Consider the following 22,683-nt stretch of genomic DNA (forward strand, 5'->3'; position numbering starts at 1 on the left):
GGACTCAGAACGGCTTGTGGAAGTACAGCGCGACGGACTTGCCGATGACCGGGTTGAGGGCCTTCTCCGTCAGCCGCGTCGCCGCGGGCGCCTTCATCATGTCCCACACCAGCAGCTGGTGGTAGGCGCGGACGGCAGGGTGCTGGTCGCGGTTGACGCCGACGGCGCACTTGAGCCACCAGAAGGGCGAGTGCAGCGCGTGCGCGTGGTGACGGTGGGTCGTCGTCAGGCCGTGGGCCTCGACCTTGGCCTGGAGCTCGTCGGCCTTGAAGATGCGGATGTGGCCGCCCTCGTTGGCGTGGTACTCGTCCGAGAGCGCCCAGCAGATCCGCTCCGGCAGCCAGCGCGGCACGGTGATCGCCAGGATGCCGCCCGGTGCGAGGATGCGGACGAGCTCGCTGATCGCCCGGTCGTCCTCGGGGACGTGCTCGAGGATCTCCGAGGCGAGGACCACGTCGAACGTGCCGTCGGCGTAGGGCATGTCGAGGATGTCGCCGACCTTGACCTCGCCGGAGCCGCCCGGCGGGACCTCACCGACCTCGGCCATCGCCCCGAACATGCCGTCGACGCCCTTGAGCTCGACCTCGTCCATGTCGAAGGCAGTGACCGTCGCGCCGCGTCGCAGCGCCTCGTAGGAGTGGCGACCGGCGCCGGCGCCCACGTCGATGAAGCGGGTGCGGCGACCGACGCGGAGGCGATCGAAGTCAACGGTCAGCATGGCGGTTCCTCCGGGTGCGGGCGGCCTCGATGGCCTCGGTGTAGGCGGCGACGGTGGCCTCGGCCACCGACGTCCAGCTGTAGCGGTCGAGCGCGCGGCGGCGGCCTGCGGACCCGAGCCGCTCACGGGTCTCGGGCGAGTCGAGCAGGTCGCGGATCGCGGAGGCGAGGGCCTCGGGATCGCCCGGCTCGACCAGGACGGCGCAGGTGCCGTCGTCGCCGACGACCTCGGGCAGCGCGCCGGCGCGGCTCGCGACGACGGGCGTGCCGCACGACATCGCCTCGACGGTGGGCAGCGAGAACCCCTCGTAGAGAGAGGGGACGCACATGACCTCGGCCGAGGCGAGCAGTGAGGCGAGCTCCTGGTCGGAGATGTTGTTGACGACGTGGACGGCGTCGCCGATGCCGAGCTCGGTGATGCGGCGCTCGGTCGGCCCCCCGGGCTCGAGGTTCGACACCAGCTGCAGCTCGACGTCGTGGTCGGTGCGGAGCTTGGCGACTGCCTCGAGGAGGTGGACGACGCCCTTGAGCGGGCGGTCGGCACTGGCGACCGCGACGATGCGGCCGGGCACGCGACCGTCCGCCGGTGCGAAGAGGTCGGTGTCGACCCCGAGCGGGACGATGCGCATCTGTGCCGGGTCGAGGTCGAAGTCGGCGACCGAGTCGGCGGCCGAGGCGCCGGCGACGGCCAGCACGATCGGGATGCGACGGGCGACGCGCGCCTGCATCGGCACGAAGCTGTACCACCGCGAGACCGACAGCTTGCGGCGCCAGCCGCGCGCGGCCGCCAGGTCGACCAGACGGTCGCGGCTGATCGGGTGGTGCACCGTGGCCGCGAGGGGGACACCGCGGCGCATCATGGCCAGGAGCCCGTAGCCGAGGCTCTGGTTGTCGTGGACGACGTCGAACTCGTGGGCCCGGTCCCTGAGGATCTTCGCGGCCCGCAGGCTGAACGTCAGCGGCTCGGCGAAGCACCCGGTGCACGTGAGCGCATACTCCAGCACGTCTGTCGCGCTGCGGAACTCGCTCAGTCGGGGGGTGCGGAACGGGTCGGGCTCGCGGAAGAAGTCCATGCTGGGGACCTTCGTGAGCGTGACGCGGGGGTCGAGGTCCTCGGGATAGGGCTGTCCCGAGAAGATTTCCACGTCGTGACCGAGCTCGGCCAGCCCCCGGCTCAGGTGGCGGACGTAGACGCCCTGCCCACCGCAGTGCTCCTTGCTCCGGTACGACAGCAGCGCGATGCGCACCCGGCCTCCTCGTTACTCATCGGTAGAGGGACCATCATGCCGGGTGGCGGCAATCGCGGCGCCAGCGGTCAGGACGCAGGATCGATCGAGATCGATGCGGGACCTCCGGGTGGGTTGCGTCGTTGTCCCCAGTGGCCCGTCACAGCGCACGACAGCCTGTCGAACACACGTGCTGTGGCGTGCTGGAACCAGCGTGACAGACGAGGCTGATGGGGCATACTGATCAACGACGTGCCATCAGCGGTCTCTTCACTGTGCCGTAAATGAAAGGGAGTCATGACCGACTCAGAGTCCAACCAGCCGGTCGAGCGTCGGCGGGCCGATCCGTTGCAGGTTGCTGCGGACATGCTCGCGCAGGGCGAGGGAGACGGCGCGTCGACGCCCGTCCCGCCCACCTCGACGAGCAAGGACACCTCCGAAGCCCGTCCCCAGGCCGGTGACGCCCTGCGTCGTGCCGCGGCCAGCATCGATGAGTCGGCCGAGCCCCAGGGCGACGAGGGCGACAACAGCCCCCGGGCCCGCCGCGCAGCAGCGCGCGCCGCCCGACAGGCAGCCGCCGACAAGCGCAAGGCCGAGCGTGCCGCGGCCAAGGCGTTTGCCGCCGAGAAGCGTCAGACCGGGCGTGGCAGCGAGGCGCCGGCCAGTGAGGCGCCGGCGGAGAAGACCCTCGCCGAGAAGCTCGACGCGGCCCGCGAGGCCGTCTCGACCCCGCCGGACCGTCTCGACGCCGGGCCTGAGCTCGAGCAGACGCAGTCGTTCGACGCGATCCGTGACGAGGCGCCGGTCGAGGAGCAGGTGCAGCCTGCAGCTCCCGAGCCCTACTTCGTCGAGTCGCGCCTGGCCGCACCCCCGGTCGAGGACACCGTCGTTGCCGACGAGCCCGAAGCGCCGCAGCAGTCGCCCTTCAGCCGCTTCGGCGGAGCGCCCACCGCGGCCGAGCTCTCCGGCGAGACCGTCGAGCAGCCGGCCGTCGAGCCCGAGCCGGCGCCCGTGGAGGAGCCGGTCGTGGCCCAGGAGTCCGAGCCGGCGCCCGAGCCCGAGCCGGTCGTCGTCGAGGAACCGGTCATCGAGACCATCGTCGACGCCGAGCCCGAGCCCGAGCCCGAGCCGGTGGTCGAGGCACCCGTCGCCCCGCCGGAGCCTGAGCCGGTCGCCGAGCAGCCCGCCGAGCAGCCGTCCTACGAGCGTCCTGCCGAGACGCCCTCCTACGAGCGTCCCGCGGCCGAGACCCCGACCGTCACCTTTGCCGAAAAGCTTGCTGCGGCCAGCGCGGCCGCCCAGCAGCGTGTCGCCGCGGCTCGCGCCGAGGCTGCTCGCCTGATGGAGGAGGCAGCGCGCGAGCGCGCCGAGGTCACCGCCCGCCTGAGCGCCGACGAGGCCGCCCAGCGCGAGGTGACCGCCGCCAAGCTCAAGGCTGCCGAGCAGGCCGCCGCCGAGCGCGTCAGTGCCGCCCAGCAGGAGGCCGACCGGGTGTCGGCCGAGATCGAGCGTGAGCGCGAGGCCGCTGCCGCCAAGATCGCCGAGCTGCAGAAGGCAGCCGACGAGCGAGTCGCCGCCGCCAAGGCCAAGGCCGAGCAGGAGGCGCAGCAGCGCATCGAGCAGGCCGAGGCCGAGGCGCGACGCCTCGCCGAGCAGGCCGAGGTCGACGCCAAGGTGACCGCCGAGCGTCGTCTGGCCGAGGCCGAGAAGGCCGCCGAGGAGGCGGCCCAGCGTCGTCTCGAGGCAGCCGAGCAGGATGCGCAGCGCCGCATCGAGGCCGCACGGGCCGAGGCCGAGAAGGTCGCGGCGCAGGCTGCCGCCGATCGTGAGGCCGCGCTGGCCCAGCTCGCCCAGCAGCGCGAGGAGGCCGACGCCCGCCTCGCCGACGTCAAGGCGGAGTCCGAGCGGATCGTCGCCGAGGCCGAGCGGACCTCCGCCGGCCACGTCGCCGCGGCCCAGGCCGAGGCCGAGAAGGTCGCGGCGCAGGCTGCCGCCGATCGCGAGGCCGCACTGGCCCAGCTCGCCAAGGAGCGCGAGGAGGCCGACGCCCGCCTCGCCGAGGTCAAGGCAGAGTCCGAGCGCACCGTGCGGGAGGCCGAGGAGTCGGCAGCCAGCCATGTGGCGGCCGCCAAGGCCGAGGCCGAGAAGTACGCGCAGGAGACCGCCGCCGAGCGGGTCGCGATCGCTGTCCGCGTCGCCGACGCCGAGCGTGCCGCCGAGGAGAAGCTCGTCGCTGCCAAGGTGCAGGCCGATCGTCTGGCCGCCGAGGCAGCCCAGCGCCACGAGGAGGCCGCAGCCGAGCTCGCCCGCGAGCGCGACGAGGCCAAGGCGCTGGTCGATCGAGCCAACCAGGAAGCCGCCCAGCTCGCCCAGGAGGCCGAGGCCGAGCGTGCCGAGGCCGCTGCCAAGCTGGCCGATGCCGAGAGTGTCGCCGCCGAGAAGATCCGTGCAGCACAGGCCGAGGCCGAGCGGGTCGCCGCCGAGGCGGCCGAGGCCGCTCGAGCAGCCGGCGAGGCCCGCGAGGAGGCCGAGCGCAAGCTCGCCAGCGACGTCGAGGCCGCGCGCCTCGACGCCGAGCGCAAGGTCGCCCAGGCCGAGAAGGACGCCGCCGACCGTATCGCCCTGGCCCAGGCAGAGGCGCAACGGGTCGCCGACCAGTCGCAGGAGGACGCCCGACAACGGGTCGCTGCGGCGCAGGCCGAGGCCGAGCGGGTCACGCTGCAGTCCAAGCGCGACGCGCAGGAGCGACTCAGCCAGGCGGTGGCAGCAGCCCGGTCCGCTGCCGAGGAGAAGCTGCAGGAGGCAGAGCGCACCGCGCTCGAGTGGGTCGCCGCCGCCGAGGCCGAGGCCGAGCGCGTCGCGCAGGAGCACATCGTCATGGCCAACCACGCGTCGGCCTCGACCCCGTTGAGCGCTCCGGCCCCGCTGGTCGATGAGTATGTCGACGAGTACGTCGACGAGGTTCCTGCCGGTCACGAGGATCATTCGCCCGAGGAGGTGAACGACGACTCTGGGGCACTCGCCCCCAAGATCAAAAAAAGAGTCGTCCGACGCAAGTGACTCCTTCGATCCGCTAGCGGATCAGGCATCCGATGGCCTCGCGGCGAAGCGCCGCGAGACCGTCGAGGTCGACGCGCCTGCCCTGACGCAGGTCGAGGAGCCGGAGACGATCGGCCTGGAGTCGGCCGCCACGCCGGCCGACTGGCTCTTCTCGCCGGTCGCGCCGGACGTCGACCCCGTCGAGGAGCTGGCGAGCGTCCCCGACATCGAGGTCCCGGTCGAGGCTGTCGCGCCTGACCCGGACGCGGAGCCCGAGCCCGACCCCCGCCGGCTCAAGGCCGAGGCCAGGGCGACGGCACGTCGTGAGCGTGCCGATGCCAAGCAGGCGCGGCGCGAGGCGAAGGAGCGTGCGCGCGCCGAGCGCGAGGCCGAGCGGAGGCAGGCCGCCGAGGCCAAGGCCGAACAGGCCAGGGCAGCCGAGGCGGAGGCTGCTGAGGCCAAGGCCGAACAGGCCAGGGCAGCCGAGGCGGAGGCTGCGTCACGTGCAGCTGCCTTCGCCGCCGAGACCGCCGCTGCCCAGGAGGCTGCCCGCCTCGAGGCCCAGCAGGCCCCCGCGGCATCCGAGACCGACGACGCTGATGCCGAGGTGGCGCCGATCGAGCCGGAGCAGGTCGAGCCGGATCAGTCCGAGCCGGACGAGCCGGACGAGCCCGCGACGGTCCTGTCGGCCCGTGAGGAGCGCGCTGCTGCCAAGCAGCGTGCCCGGGTCCAGCGGGTCGAGGCGCGAGAGAAGGCCGCCAAGGCCAAGGCCAAGGCCCGTGCCGACATCGCGGCCGCCCGGCAGGCCGAGCGCGTCGACAGCCGGCTCGCCGAGCAGGAGTCACCCGAGGTCGATTCGCCCGAGGTGGAATCGGTCCAGGCGGAATCGCCCGAGGTCCAGTCACCCGAGGTCGAGTCGCCCGAGACGGAATCGGTCGAGGTCGAGCTGCCTGTGGCCCCGGCCGAGGAGGCGCCGGCCGACGTCGACACCGACACCGACACCGACACCGACACCGACACCGACACCGACACCGCCACCGAGAGCGTCGAGGACGTGGAGGTCGTGGAGGACGTCCAGGACGTCGCGACGGAGGCCGAGGAGCCGACCGCCGAGCAGATCGCGGTGCCCGAGGCCGACGTGGCAGCCCTGGCGGCCGCCAAGCAGGCCGAGGCCGAGGCGCGCGAGGTCGAGCGGCGACGCCGTGAGGACGAGAAGCAGGCTGCTCAGCAGGCACGCGTGCAGGCCCGTGAGGCCCAGCGCCGTGAGCGCGAGGAGGCCAAGAAGGCCCTCGCCGCTGCGACCGCCGAGACTCAGGCTGCTGCGCGCGACGAGCGTCGCGAGGCCAAGGAGGCCGCGCGCCGTGAGCGAGCTGAGGCCAAGGAGGCCGCGCGCCGTTCCAAGGCGTCCCGCGAGACCGACGACGATCCCTTCGTCGAGCCCCCCCGCGAGCCCAAGCTGAGCTTCGTCGACCGTCGCCGCCAGGCCTCTGCCGCCAAGCGCCAGGCGTCCGCCGACGCGCTGGTCTCCCCGGATCGCAAGGGGCGCACCGGGGCCGCGCCGGACGCGTCGAGCACGAAGCGTCTCGCGTTCGCCGCCGGAGCGATCGGGGCGATCGGCCTCATCTGCTCGGTGCTGCTCGCGGTCGGCGCGCTGATGGTGGCGCTGGGAGTGGGGGAGGGCAATGGTGCCTATGACGCCCTGTCCTCGGTCTGCGACACCCTCGTGGGCCCGCTGCGAGACGCGTTCTCCTTCAGCGGCGTCAACGCCGACATGAAGGAGGCGCTCGTCGCCTGGGGTGCCGGGTCGATCGGCTACCTGCTCGTGGGTGTCTTCGCTCAGTCGTTCCTGCGGTCGCGCATCGACGACTGAGGGCACGACAGCATGGGCTCGCGCCGCGTGTCCCAGGTCGCACGGTCGAACGGCGTCACGAACCCGGTGCTGGTGAGTCTTCATCTGTGCAGCGTCTCGCTGCCCTGACCGATCGGACTCCCATGTTTCTCTTCATCGTCATCGCGCTCGCCGCGACGTTCGTCGCTGCCATCGGAGCGGTCGTCCTCATCAGCGTCGACCGTGCGGCCTCGCTCGTCGACGATCCCTCGATCGACCTGATCCTCGCCCGCAAGTAGCTCCCGTCGCGGTGACGTGGGCCAGGTGTGACCTACCCCATGCCGCGCAGAGGTCGCCCGAATTACTACGGCTGGGTAACATTCAGGTGAAGTAGGGCCACCTCACCCCTGCCTCAGCTGCATGGGATGGTGGCCTGTGAACAGTCCCAGACTGCCGCGACGCCCGACTGGACGTCGTGACCCAGATTCACAGGAGGGTCCTCGTGACCAAAATCGTTGTCGCTGTGAAGTACGTGCCGGATGCCACTGCAGACCGGACCTTCAGCGCCGATAACACCGTCGACCGCGTTGGCGTCGATGGTCTGCTCTCAGAGCTCGACGAGTACGCGGTCGAGCAGGCGCTCCAGGTCGTCGAGGCCGGTGAGGGTGAGGTCGTCGTGCTGACGGTCGGGCCTGATGACGCTGCCGACGCCGTCCGCAAGGCGCTGCAGATGGGCGCCGACTCGGGCATCCACGTCTCCGACGAGGCCATCCACGGCTCCGACGCCTTCGCCACCTCCGCCGTGCTCGCCAAGGCGATCGAGAAGGTCGGCGACTACGACCTGCTGTTCTTCGGCATGGCGTCGACCGACGGCGGTCTGGGTGTCGTCCCGACGCTCGTCGCCGAGCGCCTCGGCCTCCCGGCGGTCACGTTCGCCTCGGAGATCACGGTCGACGGCGACACGGTCAAGATCCGCCGCGACGGTGACGTCGCGACGCAGGAGATCGAGGCGACCGGCAAGGTCGTCGTCTCGGTGACCGACCAGACCGGCGAGGCCCGTTACCCGTCGTTCAAGGGCATCATGGCCGCCAAGAAGAAGCCCGTCGAGGAGTGGTCGCTCGCCGACCTGGGTCTCGACGCCGGCTCGGTCGGTCTCGACGCCGCGTGGTCCCAGGTCCAGTCGTTCGAGCCGCGCCCCGCGCGCACGGCCGGCGAGATCGTCACCGACGAGGGAGACGGCGGCGCCAAGCTCGTCGAGTTCCTCGCCTCCAAGAAGTTCGTCTGAGAAGGGCTGCAGCACATGACTGAAGTACTCGTCCTGATCGACGCTCCCGACGGCAAGGTCACCAAGCCGTCGCTCGAGCTGCTCACGATCGCCCGCCGCATCGGCGAGCCGTCCGCCATCGTGTTCGGCGCTGCCGACAACGGCGTCCTCGCCGAGTACGGCGCGGAGAAGATCTACACCTACGACGACGCCGCCTACGGCGAGTTCCTCGTCGGCCCCAAGGCCGAGGCCATCGCGCAGCTCGTCACCGAGACGAGCCCCGCGGCCGTCCTCGTCGGTGCCAGCGCGGAGGGCAAGGAGATCAGCGCCCGCGTGGCGCTCAAGACCGAGGCCGGCTGGATCGGCGACGCGGTCGACGTCCAGGCCGACGGCGGCACCATCACCACGACGCAGTCGGTCTTCGCCGGCAACTTCACGGTGCAGTCGCAGGTCACCCAGGGTGCGCCGGTCATTTCGGTCAAGCCCAACTCAACGGCCCCCGAGGCCGCCGCCGGCGCCGGTGCGGTCGAGGCCAAGACGGCCGACATCTCCGACGCCGCCAAGGGCGCCAAGATCACGTCGTCCAAGGAGAAGGCCGCCTCGGGTCGTCCCGAGCTGACCGAGGCCGCGATCGTCGTCTCCGGCGGCCGTGGCACCGGTGGCGACTTCACCGAGGTCGAGGCGTTCGCCGACAGCCTCGGCGCGGCCGTGGGCGCGTCGCGCGCGGCGGTCGACTCCGGCTGGTACCCGCACTCGTTCCAGGTGGGCCAGACCGGCAAGACGGTCTCGCCGCAGCTCTACGTCGCCAACGGCATCTCCGGTGCGATCCAGCACCGCGCCGGCATGCAGACGTCCAAGACGATCATCGCGGTCAACAAGGATGACGAGGCCCCGATCTTCGAGCTCGTCGACTTCGGTGTCGTGGGCGACCTGAAGGCCGTCCTCCCGCAGGCGACCGACGAGGTCAAGAAGCGCAAGGGCTGAGCCTCGGCGTCACCCCTGAGATGCCCGGTCCCGCGCACCCGCGCGGGACCGGGCATCTCGCATTTCGAGACAAGCACTCACCCGCTCTGACCAGCGGCGATGACCCGTGCGGACGTCCCGCATGGCCCGTGCTGACTATTGACAATCTTTGGTGTCAACTTGGTTAAGCAGGCCTTCAGCGCTGTCCGCTGACCGGATCCCAGTGATAGTCATAGGAGGCGCGCGCCAGCGTGCACCAGACAAACACAGGAGGAATCCATGCGACTCTCTCGGCGTACCCGCCTGGCGGGTGTGGCGTTGATCGCGGCCGGCAGCCTGACCCTGGCTGCCTGCGGTGGCGGCAGTGACAGCGATGGAGGCAGCGCGAGCAGCGACGCCATCATCTCGGTCTACGGCACCAACCCGCAGAACCCGCTGATCCCGACCGCGACCAACGAGGTCGGCGGTGGCGACCCGCTCGACAACCTCTTCTCCGGTCTGGTGGCCTACAACACCGACGGATCCGTCACCAACGAGGTGGCCGAGTCGATCGAGGGCAACGAGGACAGCACGGTCTGGACCGTCAAGCTCAAGGATGGCCAGAAGTTCACCGACGGCTCCGACGTGACCTCCGACTCATTCGTCAAGGCATGGAACTACGGCGCCAACCCCGCCAACAAGCAGCTCAACAACTACTTCTTCTACCCGATCAAGGGCACCGACGACGTGGGCAACACCGAGAAGGGCGCAGACACCGTCTCCGGCCTCAAGGTCGTCGACGACAAGACCTTCACGATCACGCTGAAGGAGTCGGAGTCCGACTTCCCGCTGCGCCTGGGCTACTCGGCCTACTTCCCGGTGCCTGACGTCGCGTACGACGAGTCGGGCAAGATCACCAAGGAGTACGGCGACGCCCCGATCGGCAACGGCCCGTACAAGCTGACCAAGTCCGGCTGGGAGAAGAACAAGCAGATCTCCCTCGAGCCGAACCCCGACTACACGGGCGTCCACAAGCCGAAGAACGGCGGACTGGTCTTCAAGTTCTACAACTCGACCGACGCTGCCTACACCGACGTGCAGTCGGGCAACCTCGACGTCCTGGACCAGGTCCCGCCGAGCGCCCTGACCACGTTCGAGAGCGACTCGGGCGTCAAGGCCTACAACGAGCCCGGCTCGAGCTTCTCCTCCTTCACGATCCCCGAGCGCCTCGCGCACTTCGGCAACGACGAAGAGGGCAAGCTGCGTCGCGCGGCGATCTCGATGGCGATCAACCGTCCCGAGATCACCGAGAAGATCTTCAACAACGCCCGTACGCCCGCGAGCGACTTCACGTCGCCCGTCCTCGACGGCTGGACCGACGAGGTTCCCGGCAACGAGGTGCTGACGTTCAACGCCGAGGAGGCCAAGGCCAAGTGGGCCGAGGCCGACAAGATCGACAAGTGGAGCGGCAAGTTCGAGCTCGCCTACAACAACGACGGAGCAGGCAACAAGGAGTTCTCCGAGGCGATGGCCAACCAGATCAAGAACACCCTGGGCATCGACGCGGCGCCCAAGGCGTACCCGACGTTCGACGAGCTGCGCACGGTCGTCACCGACCGCAGCATCAAGACGCCGTTCCGCACCGGTTGGCAGGCCGACTACCCGTCGATGCTCAACTACCTCGGACCGATCTACGCCACGGGCGCCGGATCCAACGACGGTGACTACAGCAACAAGGACTTCGACAAGCTGATCCAGCAGGCCGCCGCCGCCAAGGGCGACGACCGCTACAAGCTGATCACCGAGGCCCAGACGCTGCTCCTGACGGACCTTCCGGCCATCCCGCTGTGGTACCAGAACGCCACGGCAGTGACCACGACGGACCTCAAGGACTTCGTGTTCAACTGGAAGCAGAAGCCCGACTACTACGCTCTGACGAAGTAGCTCGACCGGCACCATCGGCCGCGGGGGCAGCCCTCACCAGGGCTGCCCCCGTGCGCCGCGTCCGACATCGGTGCACCATTGTCAATTGGACCAGGTGGCAATGTAGGTGTGCCGGTTCCATCCTTCCGACATCCCAGGAGGCCTCGTGTGGTGGTACGTCGCCAAGCGACTGCTCCAGACCATCCCGGTTTTTCTCGGGGCCACGCTCATCATCTTCTTGCTGACGAAGCTGCGCCCCGGCGACCCGATCGTCGCTCTCGCGGGCAACAAGCCCATCTCCGACGAGGTTCGTCAGGCACTGCGCGACCAGTACCACCTCAACGACTTCGTCCTCGTCCAGTGGCTCTACTTCCTGAAGGACGTCGTCACCTTCAACCCTGACTTCGTCGGTCTCGACGGTCAGCCGGTCTTCCAGAAGATCAGCAACGCCCTCCCGGTCACGGCGACCCTGGCGCTCATGGCGCTCGCGATGGACGCCGTCATCGGCATCGTCGTCGGCACCATCGCCGGCCTTCGCCGCAACGGTTGGTTCGACTCGATCACGCTCGTGCTGTCCCTGGTCCTGCTCTCGGTGCCGATCTTCGTGGTCGGCTTCGTGCTCCAGTTCCTGTTCGGGGTCAAGTTCGGCATCTTCTCGCCCACGGTCGGAGGGGACTGGTCGGTCGGCGACCTGATCCTGCCGGCCTTCGTGCTGGCCATCGCCAACATCGCCACCACGACGAGGCTGACGCGCACGTCCGTGGCCAACAACCTGACCGCCGACCACGTCCGCACCGCACGCGCCAAGGGCCTGTCCGAGTCGCTCGTGATCCGCAACCACGTGCTGCGCAACTCGCTGGTGCCGGTCGTCACCTACATCGGCATCAACCTCGGCTCGCTGATGGCCGGTGCCATCATCACCGAGGGCATCTTCAACGTGCAGGGCATCGGCAACCTCGCCTTCCAGGCGGTCAACCGCGGCGACACGCCGTTGACCGTCTCCGTCGTCGCCGTCATGGTCATGATCTACGTCTTCATGAGCCTGATCGTCGACCTCCTGTACGCCGTTCTCGATCCGAGGATCCGCTATGTCTGAGACCCGTCCGGGGCAGGAGCGTTTCGTCGCCCCACTCGACGAGACGCCGCTGCGTGCGATCGACGCCGTCGACGTCGACGCCGTGCCCGAGAGCCAGTGGAGAGAAGCCTGGAAGCGACTGCGCAGGTCGCCGCTGTTCTGGCTGTCGAGCGTCATCATCCTGGTGCTGGCGGTCATGGTCGCGTTCCCGGGGCTGTTCACCGACGTCGACCCGTACGCGCGCAACGCGAACAACCTGAGCAACCAGTTCGCACCGCCCAGCGAGGGACACCCGTTCGGCTACAACTTCCAGGGTGGCGACATCTGGGCCCGCACGGTCTACGGCGCGCGCGCCTCGGTGGCCGTCGGCGTGCTCGCCACGATCGCCACGGTGCTGCTGGGCATGATCTCCGGTGCGGTCGCTGGCTTCTACGGCGGCATCACCGACACGCTGGTCTCGCGCCTGAGCGACATCTTCTTCTCGATCCCGCTGCTGCTGGCCTGCATCGTGGTCATCTCGGTGATCAACAACATCTTCCCCAACCGCGGGTTCTGGGGCTCGGTGTCCGTCGTCGTGCTGGCACTCGCGGTCTTCGCCTGGCCGCAGATCACGCGACAGATGCGTGGTGCCGTCCTCGAGGTCAAGAACCTGGAGTTCGTCGACGCCGCCACGGCGATCGGAGCCTCCAAGCTGACCAACCTGCGCCGTCACATCGTTCCCAACGCCCTCTCGCCGGTCATCGTGTCGGCGACGATCATGCTGGGTGTGTTCATCGTGTCGGAGTCGGCGCTGTCGTTCCTCGGGCTCGGTCTGCCGCAGAACATCGTGTCGTGGGGCAACGACCTGTCCGACGCGCAGACGCTCGTCCGGTCGGGCCAGCACCTGGTCGTCATGTGGGTCCCGGCAACGGCGCTGGCCGTCACGGTGCTCGGCTTCGTCCTGCTGGGAGAGGCCGTCCGTGAAGCGCTCGACCCGAAGGCGAGGAAGTCATGACCACGCAACCTGTGAACGATGCGCCCCTGCTCGAGGTCAAGGACCTCAAGGTCGGCTTCCGCACCGGCAAGAAGGCGGTCCTGACGGCCGTCGACGGTGCGTCGCTGAGCATCTACCCGGGCCAGACCATCGCGATCGTCGGTGAGTCCGGGTCCGGCAAGTCGACGCTGGCGCACGCGGTCATCGACCTGCTGCCCGGCTCGGGCCACGTCATCAGCGGCGAGATCCTCTTCGAGGGCCGAGACATCTCCCGGGCCGACCGCAAGGCGGTGCTCGCCCTGCGTGGCTCGTCGATCGGCCTGGTGCCGCAGGACCCGATGTCCAACCTCAACCCGCTGTGGAAGGTGGGGCGCCAGATCAAGGAGGCGCTCGTCGCCAACGGTGTGGCCACGGGCGACGCCGCCGACAAGCGGGTCGTCGAGCTGCTGGAGGAGGCAGGTCTGCCCGATGCGGAGACCCGCGCGCGGCAGTACCCCCACGAGTTCTCCGGTGGCATGCGCCAGCGCGCCCTCATCGCGATGGGGCTCGCGTCGCGGCCCAAGCTCCTGATCGCCGACGAGCCGACCTCGGCCCTCGACGTGACGGTGCAGAAGCAGATCCTCGACCACCTCGACACGTTGACCGACACCCTGGGTGTCGCGGTCATGCTGATCACGCACGACCTGGGCCTCGCGGCCGAGCGGGCCGACCACCTCGTCGTGATGTATCGCGGCAAGATCGTCGAGTCCGGTCCGGCGCGCGAGATCCTGCAGGACCCGCAGCACCCCTACACCAAGCGGCTGGTGTCGAACGCCCCGTCGTTGGCGTCTCAGCGGTTGTCGTCGGTCCGGGCACGTGCCGAGGTGCGTGAGCAAGCGGTCCAGACCGCCTCCGAGATCGCGGCAGAGGTCGCCGAGAGCAGCTCGGCGCTGGGCGAGGGCCGTGACGACATCCTCGTCGCGGAGAACCTGACCAAGATCTTCACGCTCCGTGGCTCCAAGCCCTGGGAGAAGATCGACTTCGCCGCTGTCGAGGACGTCTCGTTCCGGCTGCGCCGCGGCACCATCACGGCGATCGTGGGGGAGTCGGGCTCGGGCAAGTCGACCGTGGCCCGCATGGTCCTCGACCTCCTGCCGCCCACGTCGGGCAACGTGATCTTCGACGGCAAGAACGTGCGTGACCTCAAGGGACGCGGCGAGCACCTGAGGCTGCGCCGCCAGATGCAGCCGGTGTTCCAGAACCCGTACGCATCGCTCGACCCGCTCTACTCGATCTACCAGTCGATCGAGGAGCCGCTGCGCACCCACGAGATCGGCACCAAGAAGGAGCGCGAGGCGAAGGTGCGCGACCTGCTCGACAAGGTCTCGCTGCCGACCACCGTGATGTCGCGGTTCCCGACCGAGCTGTCCGGCGGCCAGCGTCAGCGCGTGGCCATCGCCCGTGCGCTCGCCCTGGATCCCGAGGTCGTCATCTGCGACGAGGCGGTGTCGGCGCTCGACGTCCTGGTGCAGGCGCAGATCCTCGAGCTGCTCAACGACCTGCAGGCCGAGCTGGGCCTCAGCTACCTGTTCATCACGCACGACCTCGCCGTCGTCCGGCAGATCGCCGACGACGTCCTGGTCATGCAGAACGGCAAGGTCGTCGAGGCCGCCTCGGTGTCCGAGGTGTTCGACAACCCGGGTCAGGAGTACACGCGCCGGCTGCTCGACGCGATCCCGGGAGCGTCCATCCCGCTGGGTGGATAGGGAGCGTCTCGTAGTTCGATCGCCGGATTGACTCGTTCGAACAGATGTTCGAAGATGGGTGAATGAGCCCATCCGCAGCACCCACCCTCAGTGAGCTGCGTGAGCGGGTCCAGCAGATGCAGGGGCGACCGGCCGCCCAGCCGGTCGCCACGCATCCAGCCTTCGCCGGGCTGCTGCAGCTGCAGGCCGGGTCGACCTACTCGGTCGACTCCATGAGCCTGGCGGTGGCGCTCATGGCGGGGCCGTCCGCCGACGGCGCGTGGTGCGGTGTCGTGGGCTCGGCCGAGCTGGGGCTCGAGGCGGCTGCGGCGGCCGGGGTCGAGCTGCGCCGCACGATCCTGGTGCCCGATCCGGGCGAGGCCTGGCTCGAGGTGACGGCGGCACTGATCGACGTCCTCGGCGTGGTGGTGCTGCGGGCACCGGCGCACGTGGGGGCCAAGGACGTCAGCCGCATCGGCGCCCGGCTGCGGCAGCGCGGCGGCATCCTGATCGCGCACGGCGACTGGCCGCGCAGCGAGGCGCGACTGACGATGCGCGAGGTCGAGTGGGTCGGCGTCGGCCGGGGCCACGGGCACCTGCAGGCGCGGCGCGCCACGATCGAGGTGCAGCGAGGCACGGCACCGGCGCGCCGGGGGCGGCTGTGGATGCCCGACGAGGCCCAGGTCATCCGCCGGGTCGAGGACGCCCCGACCCGGCTGCGGAGCGTGTCGTGAGCACCGATCGCGGTCGGGCCGCAGGCCGCACGATGGTGCTGTGGGCACCCGACTGGCCCGTCGTCGCGGTCGACGTGCCGGCCACGGTGCCTGCTGCGGTGCTGCACCAGGGGCAGGTGCTGGCGTGCTCGCAGGCGGCACGTGCCGAGGGCGTACGTCGTGGCATGCGCCGACGTGACGCCCAGTCGCGGTGTCCCGGGCTGGTGCTGCGCGACCACAACCCCGATGCCGACGCCCGGGCGTTCGAGGCGGTGCTGACCGCGATCGAGCAGCTCAGCCCCGGTGTCGCGCCGCTGCGGCCGGGGCTGTGCGCGATCTCGGTGCCGGCCCGCTTCTACGGAGGCGAGGCCGAGGCGGCGGCCGTCATCGCCGAGCGGCTCGTCGACCTCGGGGTGTGGGACGTCCGCGCGGGCATCGCCGACGGGCTGTTCGCCGCCGAGCAGGCCGCCCGACGCGCCCTGGCCCAGGACAGCGTGGTCGTCCCCGAGGGCGGGTCGGGGCAGTTCCTGCGCGACCTGCCGATCGATGCGCTCGACGATCCCGACCTGGTGGGTCTGCTGCGGCGCATGGGCCTGCTGACCCTGGGCGACTTCGCGGCGCTGCCGCCGGCCGACGTCCACACCCGGTTCGGCACGCACGGTGCGCTGCTGCACCGGCTGGCGCGCGGCCAGGACCCGCAGCCCATCAGTCGCCGGCAGGTGCCGCCGGAGTTCGAGGCGACGCTGGTGCTGGAGCCACCGCTCGAGCTCGTCGAGCCGATCGCGTTCAGCCTCCGCACGACCGCCGAGGCGTTCGTCAGCGATCTCGCGGGCCACGGTCTGGTCTGCACGACGGTGTTGATCGAGGTCGACGCCGACGGATCGCTCGCGACGTCACGGCGCTGGATGCATCCGCGCTGGTTCGGCCCCACCGACCTGATCGACCGGGTCCGGTGGCAGCTCTCGGTCGACGGCGCGATCCGGGCGCCGGTCGACGCGGTGCGCCTGATCCCCGAGGTCACCGAGCCGTTGGGCGACCACGCCGACAGCCTCTTCGGCGGGGGGCCCGACGAGCGGGTCGAGCGGGGCGTCGCCCGGGTGCAGAGCATCGTCGGGCACGAGGCGGTCGTCTCGGTCGCGGTGCAGGGTGGCCGGGGTCCGGGGGAGCGGCGGCTGCTCACGCCGTGGGGCGAGCGCCCTGTGGCAGCCCGGGCAGTGGGACGGCCGTGGCCGGGGAGCCTGCCGCCGCCGGCGCCGGCCACGGTGTTCACCGAGCCGCAGCAGGCCATGGTCGTCGGTGCGGAGGGGCAGCCGATCGGGGTCACCGGGCGCGGCGTCGTCACGGGCGAGCCCGCCCGGTTCCGCGCAGCGGCCGGGCAGGAGTGGCAGCCGGTCGCGTCGTGGGCGGGGCCGTGGCCGGTCGACGACCACTGGTGGGACGAGGCGCAGGCGCGCCGGATCGCACGGTTCCAGGTCGTCGGCGTCGACGGCAGCGCATTCCTCATGATCGTCGAGGGCGGTCACTGGTGGACCGAGGCCCAATATGACTGACCCACCCCCCGTTCCGCGAGTGGCGCAAGATCAAGGTTTTGAGACGGCGTGTCGTGCGTATCTGCGCCACTCGCGGCTCGGTTTGCGCCACTCGCGAGGCAGCGGGTCGTGCTCCCCGTGCTCGGAGGCGCCCTGATGGGGTGGAACAATCCCGACATCTCGTGGCGCGAGCTCGAGCGCCGGCTGTCGGGGCGGACCGAGCCCGACGGCGGTGACGCCCCCGGATGGTCGCGCAAGCGCAAGAAGACCGGTCCCAAGGAGATCTCCCGACCCGACGGGCCGGTCGTCCCCTATGCCGAGCTGCACTGCCACAGCCACTTCAGCTTCCTCGACGGTGCGAGCGGTCCCGACGCCCTGGTCGAGGAGGCCATCGCCCTGGGCCTGCACGGGCTCGCGATCACCGACCACGACGGCTTCTACGGGGCGCCGCGGTTCGCCGAGGAGAGCGCCAAGTATCCCGAGCACGGTCTGCGGACGGTCTACGGCGCCGAGCTGTCGCTGGATCTGCGCGCGCCCCAGAACGGTGTCGCCGACCCTGAGGGCAACCACCTGCTCGTGCTCGCACGGGGGGTCGAGGGCTACCACCGTCTCGCCGCAGCCATCACCGACGCGCAGCTGCGCGGCGACGAGAAGGGACGCCCGGTCTACGACCTCGAGGAGCTCGCTGCGCAAGGGCGAGACCACTGGGTCGTCCTCACCGGGTGCCGCAAGGGGCACGTCCGCGACGCGCTGGCCACAGGCGGACGTGATGCTGCCGCGGCGGCGCTCGACCGGCTGACGGCGTTGTTCGGCATCGACGGCGTCGGTGTCGAGCTCATCGACCACGGCTTCCCGACCGACAGCGCGGTCAACGACACGCTGGCCGATCTCGCCCGCGACCACGGGCTCGCGACGGTCGCCACCAACAACGTGCACTTCGCCAGGCCTGCGTCCGGCCGCCTGGCGGCGTCGATGGCGGCCGTCCGCGCCCGTCGCAGCCTCGCCGACATGGACGGCTGGCTGCCCGCCACGGGCAGTGCGCACCTGCGGTCGGGCGCCGAGATGCGGCGGCTGTTCCACCGCTTCCCGGGAGCAGTCGAGCGCACGGTCCCGCTGGCCGACGAGATCGCCTTCGACCTGCGGGCCGCCACCCCGAGGCTGCCCAAGCAGGGCATCCCCGCCGGCCACACGGCCATGAGCTGGCTGCGGGAGCTGGCCGAGCGAGGCATCCGCGACCGCTACGCGCACGACCAGGACGCGGCACGCGAGCGCATCGAGCGTGAGCTCGCGGTCATCGAGGAGAAGGACTTCCCGGGCTACTTCCTCATCGTCCACGACATCGTCGCCGAGGCGCGCCGCCGCGGCATCCTCTGCCAGGGTCGGGGATCGTCGGCCAACTCCGCGCTCTGCTACGCCCTCAAGATCACCGCGATCGACTCGATCTTCTACGACCTGCCGTTCGAGCGGTTCCTCGCGACGACGCGCGAGGAGGAGCCCGACATCGACGTCGACTTCGACTCCGACCGCCGTGAGGAGGTCATCCAGTGGGTCTACGAGACCTATGGACGCCACAACGCCGCGCAGGTCGCCAACGTCATCAGCTATCGACCGCGATCGGCGATCCGCGACGCCGCCAAGGCGCTCGGGCACTCCACGGGGCAGCAGGACGCGTGGTCCAAGCAGATCGACGCGTGGGGGGCGATCGGCAGCGACGACGCGCAGGGCGTCCCCGACCAGGTCGTGGCGCTGGCGCGGCAGATGATGACGGCGCCTCGGCACCTGGGCATCCATTCCGGCGGCATGATCCTCACCGAGCGGCCCATCGGGGAGGTCTGTCCGATCGAGCGCGGCCGCATGGACCGGCGCACGGTCCTGCAGTGGGACAAGGACGCGTGCGAGTTCATGGGGCTGGTCAAGTTCGACCTGCTGGGGCTCGGCATGCTCGGGGCCCTCGACCACACGATGCAGATCGTCGCCGAGCACCTGGGGGAGCAGTGGGACCTCGACTCCATCCCCAAGGAGGAGGCCGCGGTCTACGACATGCTCTGCCGGGCCGACTCGATCGGGGTGTTCCAGGTCGAGAGCCGGGCACAGATCGGCACCCTGCCCCGGCTGCAGCCCCGTCGGGCGTACGACCTCGCGATCGAGATCGCGCTGATCCGGCCCGGGCCGATCCAGGGCGGTGCGGTGCACCCCTACATCCGCCGCGCGATGGGCAAGGAGGAGATCACCTATCCGCACCCGATCCTCGAGCCCGTGCTGCGGCGGACGCTGGGGGTGCCGCTGTTCCAGGAGCAGCTCATGCAGATGGCGATCGCGATCGGCGACTGCACCGGAGACGAGGCCGACCTGCTGCGCCGGGCGATGGGCTCCAAGCGAGGCATCGAGCGCATCGAGTCGCTGGAGGACAAGCTCTTCGCCGGCATGGCGCGCCACGGGCTGACCGACGAGGAGGCCCAGGGGATCTATCTCAAGATCAAGTCGTTCGCCAACTTCGGCTTCGCCGAGAGCCATGCCCTCAGCTTCTCCCTGCTGGTCTACGCCAGCTCGTGGCTCAAGCTGCACTATCCGGGGGCGTTCCTCGCGGCACTGCTGCGCAACCAGCCCATGGGGTTCTACTCGCCGCAGTCGCTGACGACCGACGCGCGGCGTCACGGCGTCACGGTGCTGCGGCCCGACATCACGCGGTCCGGGGCCCTCGCCGACCTCGAGCCGCTGGGCGACGGGGGAGCAGGTCCGGTCCGTGTCGCCTGCCTCGACCGTGTCCAGCCGCCGGTGCCGTCGTTCGTGCCCGGCACGCCCGACCCGACGCCGGAGCACCGCCGTGACGGTGCGTTCGCCGTTCGTCTGGGGCTCGACGAGGTGCAGGGCATCGGCGTCGACGTCGCCCGGCGGATCGTGGCGGAGCGCGAGCAGCGTCCCTTCGACGACATGGCCGACGTCGCCCGGCGGGCCGGCCTGACCGTGGCGCAGATGGAGTCGCTGGCGACCGCGGGGGCGTTCGACGCCTTCGGGCTGTCGCGGCGCCAGGCGCTGTGGAACGCGGGCTACGTCGAGAGTCGCGACCAGCTCGAGGGCACGGCGGTGCAGGCCCCACCGCCGATGCTGCCGGGCATGAGCGACGTCGAGATCACGATGGCCGATCTCTGGTCGACGCGGATCTCGCCCGAGACCCATCCGGTCGAGCACCTGAGGCCGTTGCTGCAGGGTGAGGGCATCCTGTCGGTGGCCGACACGGCCGTGGCGGAGTCGCGCCGTCGGGTCAAGGTCGCGGGCCTGATCACCCACCGGCAGCGGCCGGCGACCGCCGCGGGGGTCACGTTCCTCAACCTCGAGGACGAGACCGGCATGCTCAACGTCGTCTGCTCCGAGGCGCTCTGGAGGCGTTATCGGGTCGTGGGTCGCAATGCCGCGGGCATGATCATCCGCGGCATGCTCGAGCGCAGCCCCGAGGGTGTCGTCAACCTCGTCGCCGACAAGCTGATGCGCATCGAGGAGGTCTACCCCCAGGCCGCCCGCGCCATCCCCGCCCGCCACCGCGGCCGCGACTTCCAGTGACGCTGACGAGACCTTTGTGGCCCCTTGACGAGACCTCTACCGCCCCTCGACGAGACCGTTGCCGCCCCACCAGGGGCGGGAACCCTCTCCTCAGGGGGCGGGAAGGGTCTCGTCAGCGGACGGGGGGTTAGTGTTGACGTGACTTTAAGGTCGGGTTACCCTGTCTTAGAGTCATTTCTACTTTAAGTCGCGGAGGGAGCTGTCATGACTATGTCGTCGTCGATCGACCAGCGGGTCTCGCTCGCGGTCTCCACCGTCATCTTCGCGTTGCGGCCGCACCCCGACAGCGGCCTGATGACGCTCTGGCTCCCGCTGGTGCGGCGCATCCGCGAGCCCTACGAGGGGCAGTGGGCCCTGCCGGGCGGCCCCCTCGAGGCCGACGAGGACCTTGCCGCCAGCGCGCAGCACACCCTCGAGCGCACGACGGGGCTCGCCCCGCACTACCTCGAGCAGCTGTACGCCTTCGGCAACGTCGACCGCTCGCCCGACGACCGCGTCGTGTCGATCGTCTACTGGGCGCTGGTGCGTCCCGACGAGGTGGCGCGCGCCGTCGACGGCGAGAACGTCGAATGGTTCGTCGCCGACGAGCTGCCGCCCCTGGCCTTCGACCACACCTCGATCGTCGACTACGCCCTGGCCCGCCTGCGCGCCAAGATCACCTACACCCCGATCGCGCATGCGTTCCTGCCGGAGGAGTTCACCCTCGCGGAGCTGCGCGCCGTCCACGAGGCAGTGCTGCGCACGACCCTCGACCCGGCCAACTTCCGCCGCCAGGCGCTGGCCAGCAAGACCCTCGTCCCCACCGGCACCTGCCTGCAGGGCACCAGCCACCGTCCCCCCGCGCTGTTCCGTTTCGAGGCCGGCGCGCCCTCTCCCGCCCCCGAGGAGCAACGATGAGTTCCGTCAACACCCAGATCGTCGAGAAGCCCGCCGAGAGCTGCGACGTCGAGCTGGCCAAGGGGCCGTGGGAGTTCGACACGTTCCCCGGCTACGGCCCCGGAGCCTCCGAGGACGACGTCATCCCCACCCCGGTCACGCGCCCCGGGCAGCTGCCCGCCGCCTACCAGCGCATGAGCGACGAGGAGCTCCACGCCCGCATCAAGGCGGCGAAGGAGACCCTGGGCGACCGGCTCGTCATCCTCGGGCACTTCTACCAGCGTGACGAGGTCATCCAGTACGCCGACTTCGTGGGTGACTCGTTCCAGCTGGCCAACGCGGCGCTCACCAAGCCGGACGCCGACACGATCGTGTTCTGCGGCGTCCACTTCATGGCCGAGACCGCCGACATCCTGGCCCGCCCGGAGCAGAAGGTCATCCTGCCCAACCTGGCCGCCGGCTGCTCGATGGCCGACATGGCCGACGAGGACTCGGTCGAGGCCTGCTGGGAAGACCTCATGGACTACTACGGCACCGAGCCCGATGCGGACGGCAAGCAGCCGGTCATCCCGGTCACCTACATGAACTCCTCGGCCGCCCTCAAGGCGTTCTGCGGCAAGCACGGCGGCATCGTCTGCACGTCGTCCAACGCCGCGACCGTCCTGGAGTGGGCGTTCGAGCGCGGGCAGCGCGTGCTGTTCTTCCCCGACCAGCACCTGGGCCGCAACACGGCCAAGGCGATGGGCATCCCGCTCGAGCAGATGCCGATGTGGAACCCGCGCAAGCCGCTCGGCGGCAACAGCCTCGACGACCTGGAGAGTGCCCGCGTCATCCTGTGGCACGGCTTCTGCTCGGTCCACAAGCGCTTCAGCGTCGCGCAGATCGAGAAGGCCCGCGCGGAGTACCCCGGTGTCAAGATCATCGTGCACCCCGAGAGCCCCATGCCCGTGGTCGACGCCGCCGACGCCGCCGGCTCGACCGACGCGATCCGCAAGTTCGTCATCGCATCAGAGCCCGGCGATACGATCGCGATCGGCACCGAGATCAACATGGTCAACCGGCTCGCAGCCGAGTTCCCCGACCGGACGATCTTCTGCCTCGACCCGGTGGTGTGCCCCTGCTCGACGATGTATCGCATCCACCCGGGCTACCTCGCGTGGACGCTCGACGGGCTCGTCGCCGGCGAGGTCCACAACCAGATCGTCGTCGCCGATGACATCGCGGCCGACGCCAAGATCGCGCTCGAGCGCATGCTCGCCGCGCTCCCGAAGTGACACACCGTGCACACGAAGGGCA

At 70.3% G+C, this 22,683-nt stretch carries 17 protein-coding genes; 14 read left to right on the forward strand and 3 right to left on the reverse strand.

Annotated elements, in window-relative coordinates:
• Window positions 1-4: 4 nt before the first annotated feature.
• Complete coding sequence (locus HQK15_RS09790; RefSeq protein ID WP_173491288.1) at window positions 5-718, reverse strand: class I SAM-dependent methyltransferase; 714 nt, start codon at window positions 716-718, stop codon at window positions 5-7.
• Window positions 705-1,964: a glycosyltransferase family 4 protein gene (locus HQK15_RS09795; protein WP_173491289.1), complete on the reverse strand. Its 1,260-nt coding sequence runs from the start codon at window positions 1,962-1,964 to the stop codon at window positions 705-707. The genes HQK15_RS09790 and HQK15_RS09795 overlap by 14 nt, the downstream gene beginning before the upstream one ends.
• 276 nt (window positions 1,965-2,240) lie before the next feature.
• On the opposite strand from HQK15_RS09795, the gene HQK15_RS09800 reads away from it, so the two are divergent.
• Window positions 2,241-5,003, forward strand: a complete 2,763-nt coding sequence (locus tag HQK15_RS09800) for a coiled-coil domain-containing protein (RefSeq protein ID WP_173491290.1) — start codon at window positions 2,241-2,243, stop codon at window positions 5,001-5,003.
• 21 nt (window positions 5,004-5,024) lie between these two features.
• Here the strand turns inward: HQK15_RS09800 and HQK15_RS09805 are convergent, their stop codons facing one another.
• Window positions 5,025-5,210, reverse strand: coding sequence for a hypothetical protein (locus HQK15_RS09805; RefSeq protein ID WP_173491291.1), 186 nt, complete (start codon window positions 5,208-5,210; stop codon window positions 5,025-5,027).
• 379 nt (window positions 5,211-5,589) lie between these two features.
• Here HQK15_RS09805 and HQK15_RS09810 point away from each other — a divergent pair, with 379 nt between their 5' ends.
• From HQK15_RS09810 to nadA, 13 genes are all read left to right on the forward strand, one after another.
• On the forward strand, window positions 5,590-6,852 hold the full coding sequence (locus HQK15_RS09810; RefSeq protein ID WP_173491292.1) for a hypothetical protein: 1,263 nt from the start codon (window positions 5,590-5,592) through the stop codon (window positions 6,850-6,852).
• A gap of 122 nt (window positions 6,853-6,974) precedes the next feature.
• Window positions 6,975-7,109, forward strand: a complete 135-nt coding sequence (locus tag HQK15_RS18855; protein WP_302477575.1) for a hypothetical protein — start codon at window positions 6,975-6,977, stop codon at window positions 7,107-7,109.
• 203 nt (window positions 7,110-7,312) lie between these two features.
• Window positions 7,313-8,095 carry an electron transfer flavoprotein subunit beta/FixA family protein gene (locus HQK15_RS09815; protein ID WP_367649132.1) on the forward strand — a complete coding sequence of 261 codons (783 nt, stop codon included), beginning with the start codon at window positions 7,313-7,315 and terminating at the stop codon, window positions 8,093-8,095.
• Between the two features lie 15 nt (window positions 8,096-8,110).
• Window positions 8,111-9,058 (forward strand): electron transfer flavoprotein subunit alpha/FixB family protein, encoded by a 948-nt coding sequence (locus HQK15_RS09820; protein ID WP_173491293.1) that lies wholly within the window; start codon window positions 8,111-8,113, stop codon window positions 9,056-9,058.
• Window positions 9,059-9,316: 258 nt separating this feature from the next.
• A complete protein-coding gene (locus tag HQK15_RS09825) occupies window positions 9,317-10,960 on the forward strand; it encodes a peptide ABC transporter substrate-binding protein (RefSeq protein ID WP_173491294.1) in 1,644 nt (547 codons plus the stop codon).
• Between the two features lie 145 nt (window positions 10,961-11,105).
• The gene (locus HQK15_RS09830; RefSeq protein WP_173491295.1) at window positions 11,106-12,035 is read left to right on the forward strand and encodes an ABC transporter permease; all 930 of its coding nucleotides are present in this window, start codon (window positions 11,106-11,108) and stop codon (window positions 12,033-12,035) included.
• A complete protein-coding gene (locus HQK15_RS09835; protein ID WP_173491296.1) occupies window positions 12,028-13,008 on the forward strand; it encodes an ABC transporter permease in 981 nt (326 codons plus the stop codon). Before HQK15_RS09830 ends, HQK15_RS09835 begins: the two co-directional genes overlap by 8 nt.
• Entirely contained in the window at window positions 13,005-14,732 is a 1,728-nt protein-coding gene (locus HQK15_RS09840) for a dipeptide ABC transporter ATP-binding protein (RefSeq protein WP_173491297.1), read from the forward strand. The genes HQK15_RS09835 and HQK15_RS09840 overlap by 4 nt, the downstream gene beginning before the upstream one ends.
• A gap of 62 nt (window positions 14,733-14,794) precedes the next feature.
• Window positions 14,795-15,445, forward strand: a complete 651-nt coding sequence (gene imuA', locus HQK15_RS09845) for a DnaE2-dependent mutagenesis accessory factor ImuA' (RefSeq protein WP_173491298.1) — start codon at window positions 14,795-14,797, stop codon at window positions 15,443-15,445.
• On the forward strand, window positions 15,442-16,974 hold the full coding sequence (locus HQK15_RS09850) for a DNA polymerase Y family protein (protein ID WP_367649133.1): 1,533 nt from the start codon (window positions 15,442-15,444) through the stop codon (window positions 16,972-16,974). The genes imuA' and HQK15_RS09850 overlap by 4 nt, the downstream gene beginning before the upstream one ends.
• A gap of 135 nt (window positions 16,975-17,109) precedes the next feature.
• Window positions 17,110-20,511 (forward strand): error-prone DNA polymerase, encoded by a 3,402-nt coding sequence (locus HQK15_RS09855; RefSeq protein WP_173491763.1) that lies wholly within the window; start codon window positions 17,110-17,112, stop codon window positions 20,509-20,511.
• 204 nt (window positions 20,512-20,715) lie between these two features.
• A complete protein-coding gene (locus HQK15_RS09860; RefSeq protein ID WP_254450914.1) occupies window positions 20,716-21,408 on the forward strand; it encodes an NUDIX hydrolase in 693 nt (230 codons plus the stop codon).
• Window positions 21,405-22,661: a quinolinate synthase NadA gene (gene nadA / locus HQK15_RS09865; protein ID WP_173491299.1), complete on the forward strand. Its 1,257-nt coding sequence runs from the start codon at window positions 21,405-21,407 to the stop codon at window positions 22,659-22,661. The genes HQK15_RS09860 and nadA overlap by 4 nt, the downstream gene beginning before the upstream one ends.
• The last annotated feature ends 22 nt before the right edge of the window (window positions 22,662-22,683 follow it).

It is taken from the genome of Aeromicrobium stalagmiti (genome assembly GCF_013283745.1).
Taxonomy (GTDB): domain Bacteria; phylum Actinomycetota; class Actinomycetes; order Propionibacteriales; family Nocardioidaceae; genus Aeromicrobium; species Aeromicrobium stalagmiti.

Excerpts from the sequence above, each read along its gene's own strand:
- HQK15_RS09790 (WP_173491288.1), bottom strand. The coding sequence starts at position 718 with ATGCTGACCGTTGACTTCGATCGCCTCCGCGTCGGTCGCCGCACCCGC.
- HQK15_RS09800 (WP_173491290.1), top strand. The coding sequence starts at position 2,241 with ATGACCGACTCAGAGTCCAACCAGCCGGTCGAGCGTCGGCGGGCCGAT.
- HQK15_RS09805 (WP_173491291.1), bottom strand. The coding sequence starts at position 5,210 with ATGTCGGGGACGCTCGCCAGCTCCTCGACGGGGTCGACGTCCGGCGCG.
- HQK15_RS18855 (WP_302477575.1), top strand. The coding sequence starts at position 6,975 with ATGTTTCTCTTCATCGTCATCGCGCTCGCCGCGACGTTCGTCGCTGCC.
- HQK15_RS09820 (WP_173491293.1), top strand. The coding sequence starts at position 8,111 with ATGACTGAAGTACTCGTCCTGATCGACGCTCCCGACGGCAAGGTCACC.
- HQK15_RS09825 (WP_173491294.1), top strand. The coding sequence starts at position 9,317 with ATGCGACTCTCTCGGCGTACCCGCCTGGCGGGTGTGGCGTTGATCGCG.
- HQK15_RS09835 (WP_173491296.1), top strand. The coding sequence starts at position 12,028 with ATGTCTGAGACCCGTCCGGGGCAGGAGCGTTTCGTCGCCCCACTCGAC.
- HQK15_RS09840 (WP_173491297.1), top strand. The coding sequence starts at position 13,005 with ATGACCACGCAACCTGTGAACGATGCGCCCCTGCTCGAGGTCAAGGAC.
- imuA' (WP_173491298.1), top strand. The coding sequence starts at position 14,795 with ATGAGCCCATCCGCAGCACCCACCCTCAGTGAGCTGCGTGAGCGGGTC.
- HQK15_RS09855 (WP_173491763.1), top strand. The coding sequence starts at position 17,110 with ATGGGGTGGAACAATCCCGACATCTCGTGGCGCGAGCTCGAGCGCCGG.
- HQK15_RS09860 (WP_254450914.1), top strand. The coding sequence starts at position 20,716 with ATGACTATGTCGTCGTCGATCGACCAGCGGGTCTCGCTCGCGGTCTCC.
- nadA (WP_173491299.1), top strand. The coding sequence starts at position 21,405 with ATGAGTTCCGTCAACACCCAGATCGTCGAGAAGCCCGCCGAGAGCTGC.